Below are 22870 nucleotides of genomic sequence, written 5' to 3'. Positions count from 1 at the left end.
TTAATGTTTCTCTAACCAGGCGCCGTAGAAGCTCGGGCGACCGACCGCTTCGAAACTCACCCCCTTCAAATAAGGCGCACCAGCGAACACCTGCGGCTCCTCAAAAAACGGGATCACGTAGGCCTGGTCAATCAGGTAGTTTTGCGCCTCGCCGGCGATCTGCAGGCGTTGTTGCGCATCAACCTCGGAGGCAATGCCGAGCAGCAGGGCATTCAGCTTGTCATCGCTAAAGTTGCTGTTGCTGCTGGTGCCGCCCTTCTGCAGCAGCCCGTCGCGGTTGGTTGGGTAAAACTGACTTTTAATCACGTCCGGATCGGCGCGCCCCACCTCCACCACCGTCGCCGGGGTTTTCTGTGGGTCGAGATTATCCGCCACCCGGCTGCCGGCGTCGCCCGCCAGAATGTTCAGCCGCGCGCCGACTTTCCCCCACTGCTGAGAAACCAGCTGCAACACCGCCTTGTTCTGCGGCTGCGGCAACGATTCATACACCGTCAGCACCAGCTTCTTGCCGTCCTTTTCCCGCAGCCCGTCGCCGCCCTTTTTCCAACCCGCTTCATCCAACAGCCGGTTGGCCTGCTGCGGGTCAAATTTCAGCTTGTCGGACAGATCGACAAAGCCGGCGGCCGAGGAGGCGATCACCGATTTGGCCTGCGGGTAGTTGGCGGAGAACAGCGTATCGACGATCTGCTTGCTGTCGGTGGCATGCAGCAGCGCTTGACGCACGCGCAGATCGGCCACCAACGGGTTATTCGGCCGGAAAGCGATGCTGTCGTTGACGCCGCGCGTCGGTGCGGCATAAATGATAAAGCCCTGATCCTGCGTTTGCTTCTCGTCATAGGCCTGGATCTGGCGGATAAAATCCGCCTGCCCGGCCTGCAGCGCACCGATGCGCACGCTGTCCTCGCCGGTGACGATCACCTTGATGCCGTCCAGATTGGCTCGCCCTTGTTGGGGCGATTTGACCGGCCCCCAGTCATAATCCTTACGGGCGCTAAGCTCGACCTCACGCCCCAGCGTTTCGCCGCTGACCACAAACGGACCGGAACCGATGATATGGCGCGCATCGCCCAGTTCGTCGTAGCTGCGGTTCAGCGTGCTGAGCGATACCAACCCGGAGCCGATAGTGGCGGTGCCCTGCAGGAAACCCGGCGACGATCGCGTGAAATGGAATTTAACCGTCAGCGGATCCACCACTTCACTGCGCTGGTAGTTATTGATCACCTCGGAAACCGGCAGGCGTTTCTCCTTGTTGCCCAGCCCGTAGGTGTCGAAGTTCTTCGCCACCGCGTTGGCGTCCAGTGGCGTGCCGTCGGAGAAAGTCACGCCGGGGCGCAGCTTGAAAGTGTATTCGGTTTTGTCGGCGTTGCTGCTCCAGGACTCGGCGATCCAGGGTTCAATCTCCAGCGTCTTGGGGTTCTGGTAAGTCAGCTTGTCGGTGATCTGATTGAGAATACCGCCGTTGGGGTAAAACCCGCCGGAAGGCGGATAAAGATTGGTGTGCGCCTGTTGTTCGAGGTAGATCAGCGTGCCGCCCTGCACCGCCGCCAACGCCGGGCTCATCGCCGCCGCCCCTCCTAACGCCACCGCTATTCCACCGGTTAATACCTTGAAAGAAAACTTAAACATTAGTGCCGCACCCATATTATTTCTGAAAGTTATGGGTTAGATAACAAACCAAATCGGCGGGGAATTGAACGAACTAATTTCGCTAACCAATGGTGTAAATCGCACAAGACGCGTCGCTTGGCGGCGAATGCAATCTGTTATAAAGTATCAAAACCTCAGCCAAAGGAAGACGACGATGAAAATCCAGCTGTCGCTGTTGTTTCTCAGCCTGCTGGCCGGCAAGGCCGCAGCGTTTCAGTCGAAAGTGCCCGAACCGCGCCCGGAGCAGGCGCGGGTGGCGGAACAAAACATCGAAAATCTGTTTTACGGCTTTCACGCCATGGACGCCCAGCCGGTGAGCATCGGCAGCTGCGCGGCGGTGCCGGTGGCGGGGTGCCAATGCGCATTCTGCACCCAGCTGCGGCAGGCCGGGCGCTGAGCCGCCCCCTTATTCAACCCAGCTCATATTGCACGTTCAATTGCCCTTTCTTCATCTTTAGGCCGGTAATCGCGATCGCGCCCACCTCGCCCAGCGCGGCGACATGGGTGCCGCCACAGCCGTAGGCGGGCAGCTCGCCGAAGCCGACCTGGCGCAGGCCGTCCACCGCCTGCTGGCGGCGCGGCAGATCGGCGGCGATCAAACGCATCAGCTCCTCCTGCAAAAAGTCCGCTTCTATCGTCTGCGCATCCGGTCCCGGCGCGAAAGTGATGCGCCCTTCCCCCGGCCAATGATGCGCCTTGACCGGTCGCCAGCCCCGGGTTTCGCCCAACCAGCCGATCAGATGCCCAGCGGAGTGCCAGCGGGCGTGCAGCCGACGCTGCGCTTCATCGATTTGCATCGTAACCGGCCCGTTCGGCAGCAGCGCGGCGGTAAAGTGCACCACGGTATCCCCCTGCTGCTGCACCCGCAGCACGGTAACGCCGCCTAACGCCCCCACATCGGAAGGTTGGCCGCCGCCCTGCGGGTGGAACAGCGTGGCGTCCAGTTCCACGGCGTAAGCGCCCGCCTCGGCCGGCGCACAGCTCAACACCCGCGCCTGGCCCTGTAAATCGTCGCTGTAGTAATAACGTCGCTCGGTCATCATTTTTTCTCCTCGGTTCGGAGAGCCATTATATTCATGCCATAATCGGAGGATAATCCGCCGCCATCACAATGGACTTTTGCGTCATGAGCACAAATCTTTCTTACGCGCTGTTGGCCGAAATGGCCGTTTTCGTTCAGGTGGTAGAGAGCGGCAGCTTTTCCGCCGCCGCCCGCAAGCTGGGCGCTTCGCCTTCCGCCGTCAGCCGCAGCGTGGCGAAGCTCGAACAGGCGTTGACGCTGCAGCTGCTGCACCGCACCACCCGCAAACTGCGGCTGAGCGAAAGCGGCGAAGAGGTGTTTGCGCACTGCCGCACCCTGCTGGCGGCGGCCGACGCGGTCATGGCGATCGGCGGGCGCGGCGCCGCGGAGCCCGAAGGACTGGTCAGCGTCAGCGTACCCAAAGCGGTGGGCCGCTTCGTGCTGCATCCGCACATGCCGGAGTTCCTGCGCCGCTACCCGAAGGTGGACGTGAGGCTGCGGCTGGAAGATCGCTACATGGATTTGATAGACGATCGGGTCGATCTGGCGCTGCGCATTACCGATCGCCCCTCGCCCGGGTTGATCGGCCGCCAGTTGATGAGAATAGACCATCTGCTGTGCGCCACGCCGCACTACCTGGCGCAGCACGGCACACCGCAGCATCCGCACGATCTGGCGGCGCACAGCTGCATCTATCTGGGGGAAACGCCGAGCGACGCGCAATGGAAATTCCGCCGCAGCGGCAAAACGGTGACGGTCAACGTGCGCGGCCGCTACGCCGCCAACCACACCGGCGTGCGGCTGGACGCGGTGAAACGGCATATCGGCATCGGCAGCCTGCCGTACTTTACCGCCCGCCAGACGCTCGACGACGGCGAGATCGTGCAGGTGTTGCCGGAATGGGATTTCCTCAGCAGCTATCACGGCGGCCTGTGGTTGCTCTACGCGCCCAACCAGTATCTGCCGCCCAAACTGCGGGTGTTTATCGACTATCTCGTCGCCTGCCTGGCGCAGGAGCCGCAGCTAAAGCGCCTTGCGTAGCGTGATGTTGATGCGGTGCGGCCCCACCAGCGAGTGGTAGCCTTCCTTGACCGGCAGGATGCCGTGAAAACAGAGCCGAGATGGGCCGCCCCACACCACCACATCGCCGTGCGCCAGCGGAATGCGCCGCGCCCGGTCGCTGCGCTGCAGGCCACCGAACTGAAACACCGCCGGCAGCCCGAGCGACACCGAGACGATCGGCGCGCCGAAGTCGTGCTCGTCTTTATCCTGATGCAGCGACAGCTTGCTGCCCGGATCGTAACGGTTCATCAGGCAGGAATCCGGCACGAAGGGGCCGAAGCCCGCCTGCTGCGCAGCTTCGTCCGCCAGCGCCATCAGGATCGGCGGAATGGCCGGCCAGCGTTTGCCGCTGCGCGCGTCGCGTTCCGAATAGCGGTAGCCCCGGCTGTCGCTGGTCCAGCCGTTGCCGCACCAGCTCATCGCCACCGACATCACGTGCCCGCCGGGGGTGGTCAAATGCCGCCACGGCACCTGGGCCACCACGCCCTGCACCGCCGCCAGCAGTGCCGGCCCGTGATCGCGCACGAAGCCGTGCATCACCACCGCGCCGGGGGCGATCTCTTCGCGCCACGGCGGCGGCAGCGCGTCTTCAAAAAGATCGATTGTCATCGCCAAAACCTGTATGAATACACAGTATCCATTGTAATCCGCCGCCGCCGATTGTCCAGCGCCCGGCGGCGCCATTGTTGTTGGCGGCAAATTTCTCTACAGTAGCCGCCATAAAATCAATCACTCACCAGGAATGCGTGTGATTAAGGGCATCACTCTTTCAGTCGTCGCCTCCATCTTGTTCGGCGCGATGTATTACTTCACCTCTACCCTCACCCCGCTGAACGGCGAGCAGGTCTACGGCTGGCGCACGCTGCTGACGCTGCCGTTCCTGACGCTGTTCATGGCGCTGTCCGGCGATTGGCGCAAGGTGGGCGACACGCTGGCCTGGATCGGCCAACGGCCGCCGCGTCTGCTGGGCCTGCTGCTCACCTCGGCGCTGCTGGGGGTGCAGCTGTGGCTGTTCCTGTGGGCGCCGCTGCACGGCAAGGCGCTCGACGTGTCGCTCGGCTATTTTCTGCTGCCGCTGACGATGGTGCTGGTGGGCCGTTTGATTTACCGCGATCGGCTGTCGCTGCTGCAAAAACTGGCGGTGGCATGCGCCATGGTGGGGGTGGGCAATGAGCTGTATCAGGCGGGTGGCGTGTCGTGGCCGACGCTGGTGGTGGCGCTGGGTTATCCGCTCTACTTTATTTTGCGGCGGCGTTTCGGCACCGACAATCTCGGCGGGCTGTGGTGCGAGCTGGCGTTGATGCTGCCGGCTGCGGCCTGGTTCGCCTTCGGCGACGGTGGCGCCGCGGCGTTGCAGATCAATACCGAGCTGTATTGGCGCATTCCGCTGCTCGGCGTCATCAGCGCCGTGGCATTGGTGTGCTACATCCTCGCCAGCCGCCTGCTGCCGTTCAGCCTGTTCGGCCTGCTGAGCTATGTGGAACCGGTGCTGCTGGTGATCGTCGCGCTGCTGCTCGGCGAGAGCATCAGCCAAAGCGAATGGCCAACCTATCTGGCGATCTGGCTGGCGGTGCTGCTGCTGGCGGCGGAAGGTGCGCAACACCTGCTGCGCCGCCAGCGGGTCTGACTCAGGCGGCCAGCGTGGCGCCGCCGTCGATCACGATATCCTGCATGGTGATGTGGCTGGCCAAGTCGGAGGCCAGGAACAACACCGCGTTGGCGATCTCGTCCGGGCGGGCGATTTTACCCAGCGGGATCCCCAGTTTGAACAGCTCGGGGAAGCCGGCGATGGTGCGCTGCTGTGCATCGTCGGTCTGCCACATGCCGCGCTGCATCGGCGTGTCGGTCGAGCCCGGCGACACCAGATTGCAGCGCACGCCGAACGGCGCCATCTCCAGCCCCACGCAGTGGTTCAGGCTGGTCAGCGCCGCCTTGGAGGCGCAGTAGGCCGCCATCTGCGCGCGCGGCACGTGCGCGGCGTTGGAGCCGATGCTGACGATCGCGCCGCTGCGCTGCGCCTTGAAGTGCGGCAGCACGGCGCGGAACAGGTAAAACGCCCCCGAGGCGTTGACGTTGATGCACTGGTGCCAGTCATCCACGCTCAGATCTTCGGTATTGCCCATGCGCAAAATGCCGGCGGCGTTGACCAACACGTCCAGTCGCGGGTTTTCCGCCAGCTGTTGGCGGCACACCGCCTCCACCTGCTCCGGCCGGCTGATGTCCAGCGTCACGCAAGGGTAAGGCAGATCAGGGTTGGCGAACTCGCGGTCAAACCCCACCACCTCGGCGCCCTGCGTCAAAAAATGCCGGGCGATCTGCTCGCCGATGCCGCGCGCCGCGCCGGTCACCCACACGCGTTTGCCGGTGAAATCCATCTGAATGCTCATGCGCGCACCGCCATCCGGGCGCACAGCCGGGTCATGTTGTTGTTCATCGTTGTCTCCTGCGAAAAGCATGTGATGCGTCGCGCTGCGCCGCAAAGTGGCCCTACAGCGCGCCGCTGTTCAGGCCGAAAGCGTTGAGCATGGTGCCCAGTTTGGCGGCGGTTTCCATCCACTCGGACTGCGGCGTCGAGGCGGCGACGATCCCCGCGCCGGCGAACAGCCGCACCCGGTTGCCGCGCAGCAGGCCGCTGCGGATGACGATCGCCCACTCGCCGTCGCCGTTGGCGTCGCACCAGCCGACGATGCCGCTGAACAGGCCGCGATCGTGCGGCTCCAGATCGGCGATCAGCTGGCGGGCGCTCTCGGTCGGGAAACCGCACAGCGCCGGCGTCGGATGCAGCAGGCAGGCCAGCTGCATCACGTTGAGCGCCGGATTCAGCAACTCGCCGCGAATGCGGGTGGACAGGTGCCACATGGTGCCGGTGCTGAGCAGCGACGGGCCGCTCGGTACGCTCAGGCTGGCGCACAGCGGCGCCAGGCGCCGACGAATGTCGTCGATCACCAGTTTGTGTTCGTATTTGTCTTTGGTCGAGCGCATCAGGCGCTCGCTGCCGAGGCGATCCTGCCGCGCATCGTCCTGACGGCGCGCCGACCCCGCCAGCGGATTGGTGTGGATTTCGCCGCCCTGCTTGCGGATCAGCAGCTCCGGGCTGGCGCCGAGCAGCACGCCGCCATCGGCCAGCGGCAGGGAGAAGTGGTATCCGGTCGGGTTCTGCACCATCAGGTTATTGAGGATGTGGTGGCCCGCCACCGGCTGCTCCAGCTCGATGTCGAGGATGCGCGACAGCACCGCCTTGTCCAGCTTGCCTTGTTTGAAGCGGCTGACCGCTTCCGCCACCGCGTGCTTAAAGCGCGGCTCGTCCGGAATGCTGGTGCAGGCGACCAGGCGATGCGGCTGTTGCAGCATCGGGCGCGCGGCGCGGGTAAAGCTGTCGTTGGCGACAAACTGGCAGTTTTCAGGCACGTACAGGCTGGAAGGCCGGCGCGTATCGAACGGAATGGCGCCCACCACCACCGGCGCCGCCTGACCGGCGGCTTTGGCGCGCGCCAACGCCTGGCGGATATGCTGCGCCAGCGCGCTGTCTTCCTGCTCGCCGCCGAACGCCGGCGTCTCAATACGCTCGAACACGCCGCTGGCGGAGAGGGAACGGAATTCTGACCGGTACAAAAAGGTCGATTGTTCGGCGTACGCAAACCCGGGGAAGGTTTGGTTTTCTGTCGTCAGTGTCGCCACAAGACCACTCCTTTGTTGCGCCTCACCAATGATAATGTTTATGCGAATAGTTATCATTAGCCATAAAGGGATGGTAAATTACACCGGTTCCCCACCGTGGGTCAATCTCCGATGAATGAATCTTTCCGCCCGCTGCGTCAAATCCGCGTTACGGCACGAAAAGAAATAACACATTGTTATTATTGTGTTTTAGCAAAAAATAAAGGTCGTGACGTCGTCACCTTCACGCCAAAAATGCCCGCTGAACCGGCGCCCGGCGGCGCAATGCGGCGTCAATGTCTTAAGCAGCTCTAATACGAACGTCTGCCGCTGCACATCCACGGCCGTCATGCGCGCATCAAGAAAATCGAAGTAACAACGCACCTGCGGATACAGCGCCTTAAACAGGCTCTCTTTGGCGGAAAACGTCAGCGTCAGCAGCGCGTTGAACGGCAGCGTTTCGCCCAGCAACGCCTCGCGCTCCGCCGGTGAAACGATCGCGCTCCACAGCTCCTCCGCCCGCTCGTCAGACAGCAGCGTCTCCACGTCCAGCCCAACGCCGCCCAGCCCGCTCTCGCGGTGCACGGCGCACAGCGCGGTATGCGAATTATGGCTCAACGCCCCGGCAATGCCCGGCGGCCACTGCGGCGCGCGGTCTTCGCCGCGCGCCAGGGTGAAGTCGGCGAAACCGAGCGGCGCCAACAGCTGGCGCGCCAGAACACGCCCGGCCAGATACTCCGCACGGCGTTTCGGCACCGCGCGCGCCAGATGGTTCGGCAGCGCAAAGCCCGCCTCAGAAAAACTGTCGTCGCGGTAATCCGCCAGCGCAAACTGGCAGCGCGCCACCTGGCCCGGATAGCCGTTCGGCGTGAAAAAGTCGATATTGCGGATAAAAGTGGGTAGCCGGCAGGAACCAGAGTCACTGCCCAAAGAAAGCTTAATCACCGTCGTTTAACTTCTCAGCATCCTGGCGTACCGCCACCAGCTGTATAAGCAGTTCCGGCAACGCCGTTTGCACCGTCGCCCAGACCACTTCAAGGTTGATATCAAAATAACCGTGCGCAATGCGATTACGCATGCCGCGCATGTTTCGCCAGGGGATTTCAGGATGGCGTTGCGTAAACGCGGGGCTGCCATCCATGATTTTCGTCACGGCTTCACCGATGATAATCAGGCTCATAATGACCGCCTGCTGAGTGCGTTTATCTTCGATAAAATCTGCCGCCGTCAAGCCATCAACGAAATCGCAGGCATCCTGCGCCGCCTGTTGCATGTGACTCAGATAATCGACCAACCGCGCATCTTTCATACCGGCTGGGCCTCCGCCAAAACCTGCTGGCGAAAGGCCGGCGGTAAATCGAGCGGCGTCAGCAGATCCACCTGTATGCCCAGCAGCGCTTCCAGTTCCGACTGCAGCCCTCCCAGATCAAACAACGTGGCGCCCGGCAACGCATCGACCAACAGATCCAAATCACTGCCCTCACGATCGGTGCCATGCAGCACCGAGCCGAAAATACGCGGATTAGCCGCAGGGAACAGCCCAACCGTTTCTCGGATCGCCTGGCGATGCTCTGCAAGAACAATGGATGGCCGCATGGTTTTCTCTCCCCGTTACACCTAACGAAATGCTAGGTGATCGGTTGAGGGGATTCAAGCACAATCCCCCGGCAGCCGCACCTGCGCCTCTCCCCCGCGGTCGGAAGAGAGGCTCAGTATTACAAGATGCCCTTCATGGTCTTTTCGAAATCGCTCCAGGCACAGAAACCGTCTTTATCGATCGGGCAGCCTTTCAGCGCCAGCGTCACGCGCTGCGGCGGGGTTTGCAGCGTCAGCGGCGTCGCCTTGCGCAGCTGTTCGGTGGACTGATAGACGTACTCGATCTTCAGCAATTCACGGCTGTTCTGCGCGTCGCGCCAGCGCTGGAACACCAGTTTGCCGCCGATCGGCGTTTTCTCGTACTGCTGCGGCAGCTGATACGGCTGGAACTGCATGGCCGACAGCAACGAGGCGATATTGGAATCGTGGCCGACCAGCACCGTCAGCTTCGGCGCGTCCGGTTTACGCTCGCCGAGCAACGCGTTGTTGATGTAGGTCAGCAGCGGCTTGGCGACGTTTTGCGCCACCACCGGCGAGGTGAACAGCGAATCCTGATAGCCGTCTTTCAACTGCGCCAGCTGCTTCCACTGCTGCGGAGTGACGATTTTGCCCCAGGCCACCTCTTTCATCGGGAAACCTTCGTAGTACTGCAGCATAAAGGCATCCACCAGCGAGTTGCCCACCCGCAGCGGGCCGGAGACGCCCGGCTCTTTGCCCGGCACCGCGCTCATCACGCTGGCTTCTTTGGTCAGATCGCAGTGTTTGTCGGTCTTGCAGGCGGCGGAATCCTTGTAGTCGATGAGCTTCGCCAGCTGTTGGTAAGAGGCGTCCAGCTTCAGCGATCCCAGCGCGGCGTTCATCGCCGCCAGCGCCTGCTGGTTGAAGGCTTCGCTGGTGTCGGTGATGATCGGGTTGAAAGTCGGATCCATCTCGCCCATCTTGTCCTGATGGTGCACGCTGACGTCGCAGCCCGGGAACGCGCCGTTGCTGAAGAACTGCGCGGTGGCCACCGTGCGCTGCAGGCTGTTGGCGTAGACGTACACGCTGCCGGCTGTCGGGCAGCCCTCTTGCGGCAACAGGCCGGTCTGCTTCAGCCAGGCGTTGAAGTAGTGCCCCATGTACACTTCCAGCACCCCGCCCTTGGTGGTCAGCTGGCCGCCCGGCGTTTCCCAGGCCGGCCAGGCCTTCGGCGTGGACTGCGCCAGCACGCTGCCGTTGTTGGCCAGCGGCGCGCGCAGGTTATGGCGGCTCATCACCAGCACCTGTTCCAGTTGATAACCGCCGGCGTCCGCCAGCGCGTTCCCGGTGAATAACAAGGGCAGGCACAGCAATAACGTTTTTTTTCTCATCCGCAGAGGCTCCCGGAAAATGATTATTTTTAAGGTGTTAGCGTTTGCCTGAGTATGATGGCGGGGTTAGTGTGACAAGTGTGTGACAGGGTTCACGGGAAAAGATCGTACCAGCGGCCACCGGGCGGCGGCCGCTGTGCGTCAACTCAGTACCACAGGCTCATGATCGGCCAGCCGATCAGCAGCAGCGCGGCGATGTACACCACGCCGAGAATGCCGCCCAGGCGCCAGTAGTCTTTCGATTTCACGTAGCCGCAGCCATAGATGATCACCCCCGGCCCGGTGGCGTACGGCGTCAGCACGCCCATGATGCCGATCGACAGCACCAGCAGCATCGACAGCTGCTCCATCGGCACGCCCGGCAACCCTTTGCCGACCGCCAGGATCACCGGCAGCATGGTGGCGGTGTGCGCCGACAGGCTGGCGAACAGATAGTGGGCAAAGTAGAACACCAGCACCAGCGCCACCACCGTCATGTTCGGCGAGAAGCCGTCCAGATGGGTGCTCATGGTCTGGGCGAACCAGTCGATAAAGCCGGAGCGCGTCAGGCCGTTGGCCATCACCACCAGCGTCGCCAGGTTAACCAGCGTATTCCAGGCGCTGGAATATTTGGTGATTTCTTTCCACGACACCACGTGCAGCGCCAGCATCAGCGACACCGCCAACAGGCACACCGCGGTGGCGTCCAGCATTTTGCCGCCGAACACCCACAGGCACAGGCTGAGCAGCACCAGGCCGATAAGCGTGTATTCCTTGCGCGTCAGCTTGCCCATTTCCCCCAGCGCGGTATCCGCCCAGGCGGCCACTTCGCTGCTGTGGGTCACGCCCGGCTTGTACAGATAGTAGGAGATCAGCGGCGCGATGATCAGCAGCAGCAGGCCGACCGGCAGGAACGCCAGGAACCACTGCATCCAGCTGATGTGCACCCCGGCGATCTTGCCGACGAACTCGATGCCCAGCACGTTCGGCGCGGCGCCGGTGACGAACATCGAGGAGCTGATGCTGGTGCCGACCACCATCATCCACATCAGGTAACCGCCGATGCGGCGCGAGGAGGGATCGTTAGGGAAAGAGTCGAACAGCGGCGGCAGGTTTTTCACCACCGGGAACACCGTGCCGCCGGTGCGCGCGGTGTTGGACGGCGTGAACGGCGCCAGCAGGATATCGATGATCACCACCGCATAGCCCAGCGTCAGCGTGCGCTTGCCCATGAACTTCACCAGGAACAGCGCGATGCGCCGCCCCAGCCCGGTGGCCTCGTAGCCCAGCGCGAAGATAAAGGCGCCGAACACCAGCCAGACGGTGGTGCTGGAGAAGCCCGCCAGCCCCCATTTCAGCGCCTCTTTACCGGCCTTGAAGCCCGGCTCCGCCAGTTCCTGCGCGCCGAACAGCACCCAGTTGGCGCTGAGCACGCTGACGGTCACCGCGATAAAGCTGATGGCGGTGGCCGGGATCGGCTCCAGAATCATGCCGACGATCATCGCCACGAAGATGGCGAAGTAGTGCCAGGCCTGCGGCGGCATGCCGTCGGGCACCGGTATCAATAACAGGATCGCGAGCACCGCCAGCGGCGCTATCGCTTTCCAGATCTTTTCCTGGGTTTGGGACATAGGGACTCTCCTGAAGGCTTGGTTATTATTCTTGGGCACCCAGCTGCGCCAGCAGCCAGGTCACTATCAACAGGTCGGCGCTGCCGCCGGGGCTGAGGTTGCGGGCGATGCAGTCGGCATCGAAGCGCCGCAGGCGTGCCAGGCCCGCCTCCCCGGCCGAACCGCCCTGCGCCAGCAGCAACGCCGCCCGGCGCCGTAGCCAACGCAGTCCGTGCATGCCGCCGCGCGAGGCGACGTTGGTGTCACCGTTGTGGGCCATCAGCCACAGCAGACTGTCCAGCAGCGCCCGCTGTTCGTCGCCGTCGGCGGCCAACCGTTGCCGATACAGCGGCAGCGCGCCGTCCAGCACCAGCCGAAAACCGGCCTCCGCCTCGCCGCGCGCGCCGCTGAGGCCGTAGGCAGCGAACAGCCGCTGACCGGCGGTCTGCCCGGCGTTGTTGCGCCGCAGCTCGCGGTCCACCAGCCCCCGACACATCGCCGCCGTTTCGGCGCACAGCGCCGCTGCGCCGATGGCGCGCCCCTGCTGCTGCAGGCGGCCAAAGGCGGCGCACAGCAACCCGAGCGAGAACACGCTGCCCTTGTGGGTGTTAATGCCGCCGGTGGCGCGAAACATCTGGTTTTCGCAGGCCAGGCCGAGCGGCCGCAGCCGCGCCAGCTGCTGCACTGCCGGCAGAGCCGCGTCTTCGCGCCCGCGCTGGATAAAGCGCGGCAGCCACACGCCGATAGCGCGGGCGCTGCGGTAGAAATGCCCGAGATCCATATCGCGGTGGGCGCCGGTGTTATGGCGATCCACCAGCCCCGGCTTGGGCGTGAGGTTGACTTCCACCAGCAGCGCGCGAAAGGCAGCGCGGGCGAAGTCGCAGGCCGGTTCGGCACGGGGGGCGGGCAGATTAATCGGCAGAGAGCGCATCGTTGAACATCCTTTCCATTTCATGCAGCAGCTGCTCGCTGCTATGCCGCCGCTGGCGGGCGCAGATCTTGGCCGGTTGGCCACACAGCAGGCAGCGCCGTTCCGGCATGCCGATATCGCGGCGCGACAAAATGCGCCCCTGCGTATCCAGCACGTCGATGTCCCACAGCCGGCCGATCGGGCGGCTCACCTCCAGCTGCATGGCGCAATCTTTCACCCGCTGGGCGTCGGCGCGCAGCGCCACAAACCCTTCGCAGCCGGTGGCGAGCGCCAGCGCTTCGGCCTGCGGGCTGGGCCAGCCCTGTTCGGCGCACAGCCGCAGCAGCGCCGCCCAGCCGAGGTTGAAGATGCCGCGCGTCAGCGCGCTGTCCTTCACCGGGCCGGGGACGACCAGCGTCAGCACCAGCAGCGTGCACTGGTGCTGCGCCAGCCACGCCTGCTGGCGCGCCTGGCGGCATTCACGGCTGGTGAGCAGCTCCGGCAGGCTGACCGCGCGTTCGGCGGCCAGTTGAGGATCGACGGCGGCCATCGGTTACTCCGCCACCTGATGCACCACGTCGATCACCGAACCGTCGCGGTAGCGCACCACCGCCACCACCTTGTCGGTAAAGGCGATCGGCTGCGGTTCGCCGGTCAGCTGCAGCGCGCGGGCGCGCAGCCAGTCGATGCTCACCACCTCGAGCCCGGCCTCCCGCAGGCGCTGCGCCAGCTCCGGCCGCGCCGGGTTGACGGCGATGCCGTGGTCGGTCACCAGAATGTCGATGCTGGAGCCCGGCGTGACGCAGGTGGTCACCTGCTCCACCAGCGTCGGGATGCGCCCGCGCACCAGCGGCGCGACGATGATCGCCAGCCGCGCGGCGGCGGCGGTGTCGCAGTGGCCGCCGGACGCGCCGCGCAGCACGCCGTCGGAGCCGGTCAGCACGTTAACGTTGAAGCCGGTGTCGATTTCCAGCGCGCTCAGCACCACCACGTCGAGCCGATCGACCGAGGCGCCCTTGGAGCTGAAGTTGGCGTACTGGTTGGCGCTGATTTCGATATGGCGCGGGTTGCGCGCCAGCGAGGTCGCCGCCGCCCGATCGAAGCTCTGCACGTCCAGCAGCTTGCCGATCAGCCCTTTCTCATGCAGATCCACCATGGTCGAGGTGATGCCGCCGAGGGCGAACGCGGCGCGAATGCCGCGGGCGCGCATCTTGTCCTCCAGGAACCGGGTCACCGCCAGCGAGGCGCCGCCGGTGCCGGTTTGCAGCGAGAAGCCTTCGGTGAAGTAGCCGGAACCGGCGATCACCTCGGCGGCGCGGCGGGCGATCAGCAGCTCGCGCGGGTTCGAGGTCATGCGCGTGGCGTCAGCGCCGATCTTGTCGGCATCGCCCACCCGCTCCAGCTGCACGATCAGATCCACCCGATCCTGCGCCAGGCTGGCGGGATGATGCGGATACGGCACCAGTTGCTCGGTCAGCAGCACCACGGTGCCCGCCGCCTCGGCGTCCACCCGCGCATAGCCGAGCGAGCCGCAGCAGGCTTCACCGCTGTAGCCGTTGGCGTTGCCGAACTCATCGCAGGCCGGCACGCCGAGGAAGGCCACGTCTATCTTCAGCTCGCCGGATTCGATCAGGTTGACCCGGCCGCCGTGCGAATGAATTTGCACCGGCTCCGCCAGCAGCCCGCGCGAAACGGCGTCCGCCAGCGGGCCGCGCAGCCCGGAAGTGTAAATGCGGCTCACCACGCCGTGGCGGATATGCTCAACCAACGGCGCATGGCAATCGGTCAGCGAACTGGAGGCCAGCGTCAGGTTGCGGAACCCCATCGCCGCCAGCGTCTCCATCACCTGATTGAGCGCCAGATCGCCGCCGCGAAACGCATGGTGGAAGGAGATGGTCATGCCGTCCTGCAGCCCGCTGCGGCGCACCGCTTCCTGCAAGGAGTCGCACAGCTTGAGATCGCGCGGTTTGCGCGCCTGCAGGTTGGCTTTGGAAACGTCCTGATAGCCCGGCAGATCCGCCGGGTTGGCAAAGGTCATCAATCGTTGTTGGCGGTTCATCATGCTTCCTCCCCGTGCTGCGCCGGTTCTTCCCGTAAGCCGGACAGCGCGGCGCGCTCCAGCACCAGCCGGGCGCGTTCAATCACCGGGCTGTCGACCATTTTTCCGTTCAGCGACACCACGCCGCGTCCCTCCCGCTCCGCCGCTTCGGCGGCGTCCACCACCCGCTGCGCGTGCGCCACCTCTTTGGCGGTCGGCGCGTACAGGTTGTGCAGCAGCTCAATTTGGCGCGGGTTGATCAGCGATTTGCCGTCGAAGCCGAGCTGTTTGATCAGCGCCGCCTCCTGCAGGAAACCGGCCTCGTTGTTGGCGTCGGAGTAGACGGTGTCGAACGCCTGAATGCCGGCGGCGCGCGCCGCCTGCAGCAGCGAGCAGCGGGCGAACAGCAGCTCAATGCCTTCCGGCGAACGTTCGGTGCGCAGGTTGCGTACATAGTCTTCCGCCCCCAGCGCGATGCCGATAAGACGCGGCGAAGCGTGCGCGATCGCCACCGCGTTGGTGATGCCCTGCGCCGATTCGATCGCCGCCAGCAGCCCGGTGCTGCCGACCGGCCGGCCGCAGGCCGCTTCGATGGCGGCAATCTCGCGCTCCATGTCGATAACGTCCTGCGCGCTGTCGGTCTTCGGCAGGCGCACGATGTCCGCGCCGCCGCGCACCACCGCCTGCAGGTCCGCCAGGCCGTAGACGGAGTCGAGCGCATTGACGCGCACGATGGTTTCCACCTCCTGGTACAGCGGGTGCTGCAGCGCGTGGTACACCAGCCGGCGCGCCGCGTCTTTTTCACGCAGGATCACCGAGTCTTCCAGATCGAACATCAGCGCATCGGCCTGATAGATAAAGGCGTTGCTGACCATCGCCGCGTTGGCGCCGGGGACGAACAACATGCTGCGGCGCAGCCGGGTTTTATTCAGCGTTTTCATCTTTCGCCTCCCACGGCAGTTGGCCACCCTCGCAGGCGCGCATCAGCGCGGTTTCCAGCCGGGCGCGCAGCACGCAGTCCAGCGCCCCTTTGTCGTCGACGATCACCTGCACCGGTTCCACCTCATAACGCTGCAGCACTTCCAGCAGGGTGCGACGGATCGCCGCGCCGAACTGTTTTTCCACGCTGCTGGCGATCAGCAGATCGTGCTGCGGCCCCTCGGCGGGCGCGATGCGCACCATGACATCGCTGGATTCCAGCGTGCCGGCCATTGCTTCTCGGATAATTTTCATCATTCACCTGATTGTGCGGACTCAAAAGGATGCGGGGCCGCCTTGGCCCGGCGCTGCGTTTGCAGATCCTGCAGGTAGTACAGGGTGTCCGGCGGCACCAGCGGCGCGGCAGCGTGGAAGTCCCCCGCCGCCAGCAGCTTGCGCACCCAGGAGGCGGAGATCGCCGTGCCCTGATATTGCAAACGCTCGATTTCCACCAGCGCGATCGGCGGGCTGGGCAGCGCCGGCGTTTCCAGCCAGTAGCGCATGTCGCGGTTGTATTTCGCGGTCACCGCGCAGAACGGCTCGTTGCCGACGAAGCGGTGGGTAATGCCCAGCGCGGGCGCCAGATACTGGCGGAAGATCTTCAGATCGATTTCGGTGTAACAGTCGTCGGCCACGCCCTGGTCCTTGATGAAGTAACAGGGGAAGGTGGCGCGCGAGATCACGTACTGCGAGCCTTCGTGTACCGTGAGGTTGGGGATATCGGCGGTGCCGGCCAGCACCAGCCGGCGCCGGTCTTCATAGCTGAAGCGCGAGGTGTTTTCCTTCACCAGAAACAGGTGCAGCCAGTCGCAGCGTTTGGCCGCCTGACGCACCAGATACTGATGCCCGCGAGTGAAGGGGTTGGCGTTCATCACGATGCTGCCGATGGTCTCGCCCGGCCGGCGCTGGCTCGCCAGCTGGGCGGCGTAGCGCTTCAGGCGGCACGGGCTGTTTTCCATCAGCACCACGATGCCCGGCACGGTGGCGATCGGGTAGAAACCGCACTGGCGGAACAGCGGCTCGTTCTGCACCTTTGTGTAGATAAACAGCTGGGTGTGATGGCGCTCATAGGCCAGGTTCACCAGCTCGGTCGCCAGCGCCAGCGCCAAGCCTTCGCCGCGCATCAGCGGGCTGATGGCGACGCATTTGATAATATTGTCGGCGATGCCGCCGCAGGCGACCAATTTGTCGTGCTGGGTAACGGTAATAAATATTTCAACCGTGGTATCGATATTCAGATCGTTACTGCGCAAGAAGGCGCTTATTTCTGAAATCGCTTTATGATCCGATCGCTTTACCCGATTAAATACGGCATCGCCTAACATAACACGCTCTCTGGGTTAACTGGCAAACAACAAATGAAATACAAAAAGGCATTTTAATTAACATCAGAAATGGCAATTAAAACCTTAAAAACCATAAAGATAAAATCACCCTCTCATTCAATAAGCCCATGGTAAGCAGAAAAAAAACGCCGATTATTGACCTATTTCACAAACCGATCCCGGTTAATAAGTTATTTAATGTTCTTTATTTACTTAATTAATCTTATGGTGTTTATTATTGAGATAATCTTTATTTGGCGCCGCAATTCACTTACATTCACTTAGCATTTTTATTGCAATTACGGGTCGCACTATGGAATGGCTGAACATCCTGATCGTTGAAGACGAAACGCCGCTGGCGGAGATGCACGCGGAGTTTATCCGCCAGAACGGCGGCTGCCGCCAGATTTGGCTGGCCGGCACGCTGGCGCAGGCGCGCGCCATGACCGAACGCTTCAAGCCGGACCTGATCCTGCTGGACAACTTTCTGCCCGACGGCCAGGGCATCACCCTGCTGCGCGAACTGACGCTGAGCGGCTATCGTGGCGGCATCGTGTTCATCACTGCCGCCAGCGACATGGCCACCGTGGCCGAGGCGTTGCGCTACGGCGTGTTCGACTACCTGATCAAACCGCTGGCCTATGACCGGCTGAGCCAGACCCTGCAGCGCTTCAGCCAACGCCGCGAAGCGCTGAAAGACAAAGCGCGCCTCAACCAGCGCCGCATTGACGAGATGTTCAACACCTACGCCCGCGGCGAACAGCAGGCGGCGTTGCCCGCCGGCATCGACGAGCTGACGCTCGGCAAGATCCGCGCGCTGTTCGCCGAGCCCGCCGCGCGCCACACCGCTGAAAGCGTTGCGCAAAAAATGGGGCTCAGCCGCACCACCGCGCGCCGTTATCTGGAGTTTTGCACCGCCGCGCAGCAGCTGCGCGCCGAGATCATTTACGGCAAGGTGGGCCGCCCACAGCGGATCTACCGCGCCGGCGAGCCGCATTAGCGGTTATTTGATCGCCCTTGCAAGGTTGCGTGTAACCGCTTTACTTTTTATGCGCCGGTCAGCATCTTGGTGAGCATCACCTAGCCGACTGGACGATCGCCGATGCCCGCTGAACCCCTAGCTTCCCTGTCCGAGATCCTCGCCCGCCGTGACTGGCAAAACCCCGCCTGCACCCACTACCGCCGGCTGGACGCCCACCCGCCGTTCGCCAGCTGGCGCACGGTGGAAGACGCGCGCAACGATGCCCCCAGCGCCAGCCGCCGGTCACTGAACGGCGAGTGGCGTTTCAGCTACTTCCCGCGCCCAGAGGCGGCGCCGGAAGGCTGGCTGCAGCAAGATCTGCCGGACGCCGCCCCGCTGGCGGTGCCGGGCAACTGGCAGCTCGCCGGCTACGACGCGCCAATCTACACCAACGTGCGCTACCCGTTCCCGGTCGATCCGCCGCGCGTGCCGGAAGACAACCCGACCGGCTGCTACTCGCGCGCCTTCAGCGTCGATCCGGCCTGGCTGGCCGCCGGCCAGACGCGCGTCATCTTCGACGGCGTCAACTCGGCGTTCTATTTATGGTGCAACGGCTACTGGGTGGGCTATTCGCAGGACAGCCGCCTGCCGGCGGAGTTCGATCTCAGCCCGTGGCTGCAGCCGGGTGAAAACCGGCTGGCGGTGATGGTGCTGCGCTGGTGCGACGGCAGTTATCTGGAAGATCAGGACATGTGGCGCATGAGCGGCATCTTCCGCGACGTCAGCCTGCTGCACAAACCCGCCGCGCACCTGAGCGATGTGCGCATCACCACCCCGCTGCATGACGGCTTTACCCGCGGCGAACTGGTGGTGACGGCGCGCGCCAGCCGGCCCGGCCCGCTGCAGGTGCAGGTGCAGCTGTGGCGCGATGGTGCGCGGGTGGCCGAGCGCACCCAGCCGCTCGGCGGCGAGATCGTGGACGAACGCGGCGCCTATGACGATCGCGTCACGCTGCGCCTGCCGGTGGAACGCCCGGCGCTGTGGAGCGCCGAAACGCCCGCGCTGTATCGCGCCACCGTCGCCCTGCTCTCGCCCACAGGAGAAATTATCGAGGTGGAGGCCTCTGACGTTGGCTTCCGCCAGGTGGAAATCAGCGGCGGGCTGTTGAAGCTCAACGGGCAGCCGCTGCTGATCCGCGGCGTTAACCGCCACGAGCATCATCCGCGCCACGGCCAGGTGATGGACGAGGCGACGATGCGCCACGACATCCTGCTGATGAAGCAACACAACTTCAACGCGGTGCGCTGCTCGCATTATCCCAACCACCCGCTGTGGTATCGGTTGTGCGACCGCTACGGGCTGTACGTGGTGGACGAAGCCAATATCGAGACCCACGGCATGCAGCCGATGAACCGCCTGGCTGACGATCCGCTGTGGCTGCCGGCGATGAGCGAGCGCGTCACCCGCATGGTGCAACGCGATCGCAACCACCCTTGCATCATTATCTGGTCGCTGGGCAACGAGTCCGGCCACGGCGTGAACCACGACGCGCTGTACCGCTGGGTGAAAAGCCAGGATCCGACCCGCCCGGTACAATATGAAGGCGGCGGCGCCGACACCGCCGCCACCGACATCATCTGCCCGATGTACGCGCGAGTGGATCAGGATCAGCCGTTCCCGGCGGTGCCCAAATGGGCGATCGGCAAGTGGATCGGCCTGCCGGAGGAACAGCGGCCGCTGATCCTGTGCGAATACGCCCATGCGATGGGCAACAGCTTCGGCGGCTTTGAGCGCTACTGGCGCGCGTTCCACGCACATCCGCGCCTGCAGGGCGGCTTTGTCTGGGACTGGGTCGATCAGGCGCTGATCAAGCGCGACGAGCGCGGCGAGGAATTTTGGGCCTACGGCGGCGACTTCGGCGATACCCCCAACGATCGCCAGTTCTGCCTGAACGGGCTGGTGTTCGCGGATCGCACCCCGCACCCGGCGCTGTTCGAAGCGCAGCGGGCGCAGCAGCTGTTCCGCTTCGCCTTCGACGCCGCCTCGCTGACGCTGACCGTCACCAGCGATTACCTGTTCCGCCACACCGACAACGAACAGCTCAACTGGCGGCTGGAGCTGGACGGCGTGGAGCGCGCCAGCGGCAGCTTCGATCTGGCGCTGGCGCCGCAGGGCAGCGCTAGCTTCATCTTGCTCGATCGGCTGCCTATGCTGCATCAGCCCGGCGAGCTGTGGCTGAACGTGGAGGTGGTGCAACCGCAGGCCACCGACTGGTCCGAAGCGCACCACCGCTGCGCCTGGGATCAGTGGCGGGTGCCGCGCGCGCTGCATCCCGCGCCGCCGTCCGCACAGGGCGTGCCGCCCACGCTGATTGAAGACGATCAGGGGCTGACGCTCACCCACGGCGACCAGCGTTGGCGCTTCGAGCGCAGCAGCGGCCACCTGACGCAGTGGTGGCAGAATGAGCAGCCGCAGCTGCTGACGCCGCTGCGCGACGGCTTTGCGCGCGCGCCGATCGATAACGACATCGGCGTCAGCGAGGCGGACCATATCGATCCCAACGCCTGGGTCGAACGCTGGAAGCTGGCGGGCCTGTACCGGCTGGAGGAGCACTGCGTGCGGCTGCAGGCGGATGCGCTGCAAAACGGCGTGCGGGTGGTGAGCGAACACCAGTTCGGCGTGGACGGGCAGATTCTGCTGATTAGCCGCAAGCAGTGGCTGTTCGACGCGCTGGGCGCGGTGAGCGTGAATGTGGAGGTCGAGGTGGCCGACGCCCTGCCGCCGCCGGCGCGCATCGGCCTGAACTGCCAACTGGCGACGGTGCAGCCGCAGGCGGAATGGCTGGGTCTGGGCCCGCACGAGAACTACCCTGATCGCCGCCTGGCCGCGCAGCATGGGCGCTGGCGCCTGCCGCTGGCGGATCTGCACACGCCGTATATTTTCCCCGGCGAGAACGGCCTGCGCTGCGACACCCGCAGCCTGCGCTACGGCGGCTGGCGCATCGACGGCCGCTTCCACTTCTCGCTCAGCCGCTACGGCCTGCAACAGCTGATGGCCTGCAGCCACCAGCATCTGCTGCAGCCGGAAGCGGGCACCTGGCTGCACCTGGACGGTTTCCATATGGGGGTAGGCGGCGACGACTCCTGGAGCCCGAGCGTGCACCGGGATTACCTGCTCACCGCCGGCGTTTACCGCTATCAGCTGCGCCTGCAGCGGGCGCCAGAGGGCTAAATCTGCCAAAAAACTCAACGGGTTGCGCATTCTGTAAGCAAACAGTCACAGAATGTGTAATCCTCCTTTGACATGCCGACGGCGCCTCGCTATTATTCGCCCCGTTCCAACGATTCCTCTGTAGTTCAGTCGGTAGAACGGCGGACTGTTAATCCGTATGTCACTGGTTCGAGTCCAGTCAGAGGAGCCATATTTAGAGAAGCCCGCTCAGGGAAACCTGAGCGGGCTTTTTGCTGTTGGCGGGTTTGGGCTGCGGCAGGCAACCGGCTGTCTGAATGCCAACCGCATTGACAGCGAAAATACCCTTGCCCGACGAACGCCTGCGCCGCCGGCTATCACCCTGGCCCTTCACTGCCCGCCGCCAGCAGCGGCACCAGGATATCGCTAATCGGCGTAGGCATGCCCTGCAAGCGCCCATAACGCTGCACGACACCGTTGCGTATGTCCCACTCCAGTGGCCGGTTGGCCTGCCGGTCGGCAAGAATAGAGGTGCCCAAATCCGCGGGCGCACGCTGAAAGCCGTCCACGATCGCCTCCGGCACGTTATCGTGAAGCACCGCACCCTGCGCGCGCGCGACGGCCAGGCATTCACGCAGATAAGCCAGGGCCAGTTGCGTTATGTCGGCGCGCGAAAACATGCCTGCGCGGCGATTGGCCAGCACCATCAGCCCCGCAGCCGCATTCTGCAACAGCTTACGCCAGGCAATCGAGAGAAAATCCGATGACAGCTCAACCGCACAGCGTGAACCGCAGAGCGCGTCGGCGATCGCTTGCGCCTGTGGCGCATCCGGCAGCGTCAGGCGCGGCGTGGCGCGCAGCCTGACGGACGCATCTTGCTCGCGCTGCGCCGGAAACCACACCACGGAGGGCAGCACCGTCGCCCCATTGACGTAAGGCGCCAGCAGAGATTGCTGCTCGACGCCGTTTTGCAGCGCACACACGACGGTGTTTTTATTGCACAACGCCGCCAGCCAGCCCGCGCTGTCGGCCACCTGAGTGGTTTTTACGGCGACAAAAACCAGATCGTAGGGATGGGCGACGGTACGCGGATCGCTTAAAACCGGCCCCGGCACCACCACTTCTCCCTCATCGTGGCGCAGAATTAATTGCGGATGGGCCGTACGCCCGCAAAGCAGCGGCGTGCGGCCCACTTCATGAAGCGCCGCGGCGATGGCGGTGCCGATGGCGCCGGGGCCGATAAGCGCAATGGTAGGGCGATCGGACATAGCGAGTCCTCCAGGTTGGATTAACCGTTCATCAGCCCGCTGTTTCTGTTACGCGCTAATGCTGATGCAGGATAAGCGGGCGCCAGGGTAAATGATACGGCGGCAAGGAGATAAACGCAGCTGTAGGAAACTATCCGGCCCCTCCCACCAGCGAAACCCACTCTTTTATCTAAGAAGATTCCTAACCCAGCTGACGGAAATCCCTCCCTGGCACCAATACGCGGGTTAACCCGCCGATTTACAGCAATAATCCTGTAAAAACAATCGATAAGCGAATTGT

The 22870-nt window shown here is 63.9% G+C and carries 22 protein-coding genes and 1 tRNA gene; 6 read left to right on the top strand and 17 right to left on the bottom strand.

Going from position 1 to position 22870, the window contains the following annotated elements; genetic code table 11:
* A complete protein-coding gene (locus ACMGF7_RS16150) occupies positions 1–1560 on the bottom strand; it encodes a TIGR04028 family ABC transporter substrate-binding protein (RefSeq protein WP_228009830.1) in 1560 nt (519 codons plus the stop codon).
* Positions 1561–1801: 241 nt separating this feature from the next.
* Between ACMGF7_RS16150 and ACMGF7_RS16145 the strand changes: the two genes are divergently transcribed.
* Positions 1802–2044, top strand: a complete 243-nt coding sequence (locus ACMGF7_RS16145; RefSeq protein WP_004940831.1) for a hypothetical protein — start codon at positions 1802–1804, stop codon at positions 2042–2044.
* Between the two features lie 13 nt (positions 2045–2057).
* Here the strand turns inward: ACMGF7_RS16145 and ACMGF7_RS16140 are convergent, their stop codons facing one another.
* Entirely contained in the window at positions 2058–2687 is a 630-nt protein-coding gene (locus ACMGF7_RS16140) for an alanyl-tRNA editing protein (protein WP_197800078.1), read from the bottom strand.
* A gap of 86 nt (positions 2688–2773) precedes the next feature.
* On the opposite strand from ACMGF7_RS16140, the gene ACMGF7_RS16135 reads away from it, so the two are divergent.
* The gene (locus tag ACMGF7_RS16135; protein WP_197799982.1) at positions 2774–3709 is read left to right on the top strand and encodes a LysR family transcriptional regulator; all 936 of its coding nucleotides are present in this window, start codon (positions 2774–2776) and stop codon (positions 3707–3709) included.
* Here the strand turns inward: ACMGF7_RS16135 and alkB are convergent.
* Positions 3692–4339, bottom strand: a complete 648-nt coding sequence (gene alkB, locus ACMGF7_RS16130) for a DNA oxidative demethylase AlkB (RefSeq protein WP_016927095.1) — start codon at positions 4337–4339, stop codon at positions 3692–3694. The genes ACMGF7_RS16135 and alkB overlap by 18 nt on opposite strands.
* Before the next feature lie 139 nt (positions 4340–4478).
* Between alkB and rarD the strand changes: the two genes are divergently transcribed.
* Positions 4479–5357, top strand: coding sequence for an EamA family transporter RarD (rarD, locus tag ACMGF7_RS16125; protein ID WP_049242401.1), 879 nt, complete (start codon positions 4479–4481; stop codon positions 5355–5357).
* 1 nt (position 5358) lies between these two features.
* On the opposite strand, the gene dhbA is transcribed toward rarD, so the two are convergent.
* The 13 genes from dhbA to citC all read right to left on the bottom strand — a co-directional run bounded on the left by dhbA (position 5359) and on the right by citC (position 17172).
* Entirely contained in the window at positions 5359–6117 is a 759-nt protein-coding gene (gene dhbA / locus ACMGF7_RS16120) for a 2,3-dihydro-2,3-dihydroxybenzoate dehydrogenase (protein WP_031300685.1), read from the bottom strand.
* 100 nt (positions 6118–6217) lie between these two features.
* On the bottom strand, positions 6218–7408 hold the full coding sequence (locus ACMGF7_RS16115) for an isochorismate synthase (RefSeq protein WP_044030878.1): 1191 nt from the start codon (positions 7406–7408) through the stop codon (positions 6218–6220).
* A gap of 189 nt (positions 7409–7597) precedes the next feature.
* Complete coding sequence (locus ACMGF7_RS16110; protein ID WP_197842715.1) at positions 7598–8332, bottom strand: 4'-phosphopantetheinyl transferase family protein; 735 nt, start codon at positions 8330–8332, stop codon at positions 7598–7600.
* Positions 8325–8696, bottom strand: coding sequence for a DUF86 domain-containing protein (locus ACMGF7_RS16105; protein WP_049242408.1), 372 nt, complete (start codon positions 8694–8696; stop codon positions 8325–8327). Before ACMGF7_RS16105 ends, ACMGF7_RS16110 begins: the two co-directional genes overlap by 8 nt.
* Positions 8693–8983 (bottom strand): nucleotidyltransferase family protein, encoded by a 291-nt coding sequence (locus ACMGF7_RS16100; RefSeq protein ID WP_049242409.1) that lies wholly within the window; start codon positions 8981–8983, stop codon positions 8693–8695. Before ACMGF7_RS16100 ends, ACMGF7_RS16105 begins: the two co-directional genes overlap by 4 nt.
* A 119-nt stretch (positions 8984–9102) precedes the next feature.
* Positions 9103–10332, bottom strand: coding sequence for a bifunctional glucose-1-phosphatase/inositol phosphatase (gene agp, locus ACMGF7_RS16095; RefSeq protein WP_176062935.1), 1230 nt, complete (start codon positions 10330–10332; stop codon positions 9103–9105).
* A 146-nt stretch (positions 10333–10478) separates the two neighbouring features.
* Positions 10479–11942, bottom strand: a complete 1464-nt coding sequence (locus ACMGF7_RS16090; RefSeq protein WP_004940821.1) for an anion permease — start codon at positions 11940–11942, stop codon at positions 10479–10481.
* A 25-nt stretch (positions 11943–11967) separates the two neighbouring features.
* Positions 11968–12852 carry a triphosphoribosyl-dephospho-CoA synthase CitG gene (gene citG, locus ACMGF7_RS16085; protein WP_049242413.1) on the bottom strand — a complete coding sequence of 295 codons (885 nt, stop codon included), beginning with the start codon at positions 12850–12852 and terminating at the stop codon, positions 11968–11970.
* Positions 12833–13381 carry a citrate lyase holo-[acyl-carrier protein] synthase gene (gene citX / locus ACMGF7_RS16080; RefSeq protein WP_049242416.1) on the bottom strand — a complete coding sequence of 183 codons (549 nt, stop codon included), beginning with the start codon at positions 13379–13381 and terminating at the stop codon, positions 12833–12835. The genes citG and citX overlap by 20 nt, the downstream gene beginning before the upstream one ends.
* A 3-nt stretch (positions 13382–13384) precedes the next feature.
* Positions 13385–14890 (bottom strand): citrate lyase subunit alpha, encoded by a 1506-nt coding sequence (gene citF / locus ACMGF7_RS16075; protein ID WP_028130661.1) that lies wholly within the window; start codon positions 14888–14890, stop codon positions 13385–13387.
* Positions 14890–15810, bottom strand: coding sequence for a citrate (pro-3S)-lyase subunit beta (gene citE / locus ACMGF7_RS16070; protein ID WP_049242419.1), 921 nt, complete (start codon positions 15808–15810; stop codon positions 14890–14892). The genes citF and citE overlap by 1 nt, the downstream gene beginning before the upstream one ends.
* Complete coding sequence (citD, locus tag ACMGF7_RS16065) at positions 15794–16102, bottom strand: citrate lyase acyl carrier protein (protein WP_004940811.1); 309 nt, start codon at positions 16100–16102, stop codon at positions 15794–15796. Before citD ends, citE begins: the two co-directional genes overlap by 17 nt.
* A complete protein-coding gene (gene citC / locus ACMGF7_RS16060) occupies positions 16102–17172 on the bottom strand; it encodes a [citrate (pro-3S)-lyase] ligase (RefSeq protein WP_028127715.1) in 1071 nt (356 codons plus the stop codon). The genes citD and citC overlap by 1 nt, the downstream gene beginning before the upstream one ends.
* Positions 17173–17485: 313 nt before the next feature.
* On the opposite strand from citC, the gene dpiA reads away from it, so the two are divergent.
* The 3 genes from dpiA to ACMGF7_RS16045 all read left to right on the top strand — a co-directional run bounded on the left by dpiA (position 17486) and on the right by ACMGF7_RS16045 (position 21554).
* On the top strand, positions 17486–18172 hold the full coding sequence (dpiA, locus tag ACMGF7_RS16055; protein WP_004940807.1) for a two-component response regulator DpiA: 687 nt from the start codon (positions 17486–17488) through the stop codon (positions 18170–18172).
* A 102-nt stretch (positions 18173–18274) separates the two neighbouring features.
* Positions 18275–21364, top strand: coding sequence for a beta-galactosidase (locus ACMGF7_RS16050; RefSeq protein ID WP_420286516.1), 3090 nt, complete (start codon positions 18275–18277; stop codon positions 21362–21364).
* 114 nt (positions 21365–21478) lie between these two features.
* Positions 21479–21554 (top strand) — tRNA-Asn (locus ACMGF7_RS16045).
* A gap of 145 nt (positions 21555–21699) precedes the next feature.
* On the opposite strand, the gene ACMGF7_RS16040 is transcribed toward ACMGF7_RS16045, so the two are convergent.
* Complete coding sequence (locus tag ACMGF7_RS16040; RefSeq protein WP_273874372.1) at positions 21700–22590, bottom strand: oxidoreductase; 891 nt, start codon at positions 22588–22590, stop codon at positions 21700–21702.
* Between the last annotated feature and the right edge of the window lie 280 nt (positions 22591–22870).

Source organism: Serratia sp. BNK-17 (assembly GCF_048684935.1).
In the GTDB taxonomy this organism is placed as follows: Bacteria; Pseudomonadota; Gammaproteobacteria; order Enterobacterales; family Enterobacteriaceae; genus Serratia; species Serratia nematodiphila.
Note: the sequence above shows the minus strand (reverse complement) of the source record. Positions and strands in the feature narration are given on the sequence as shown.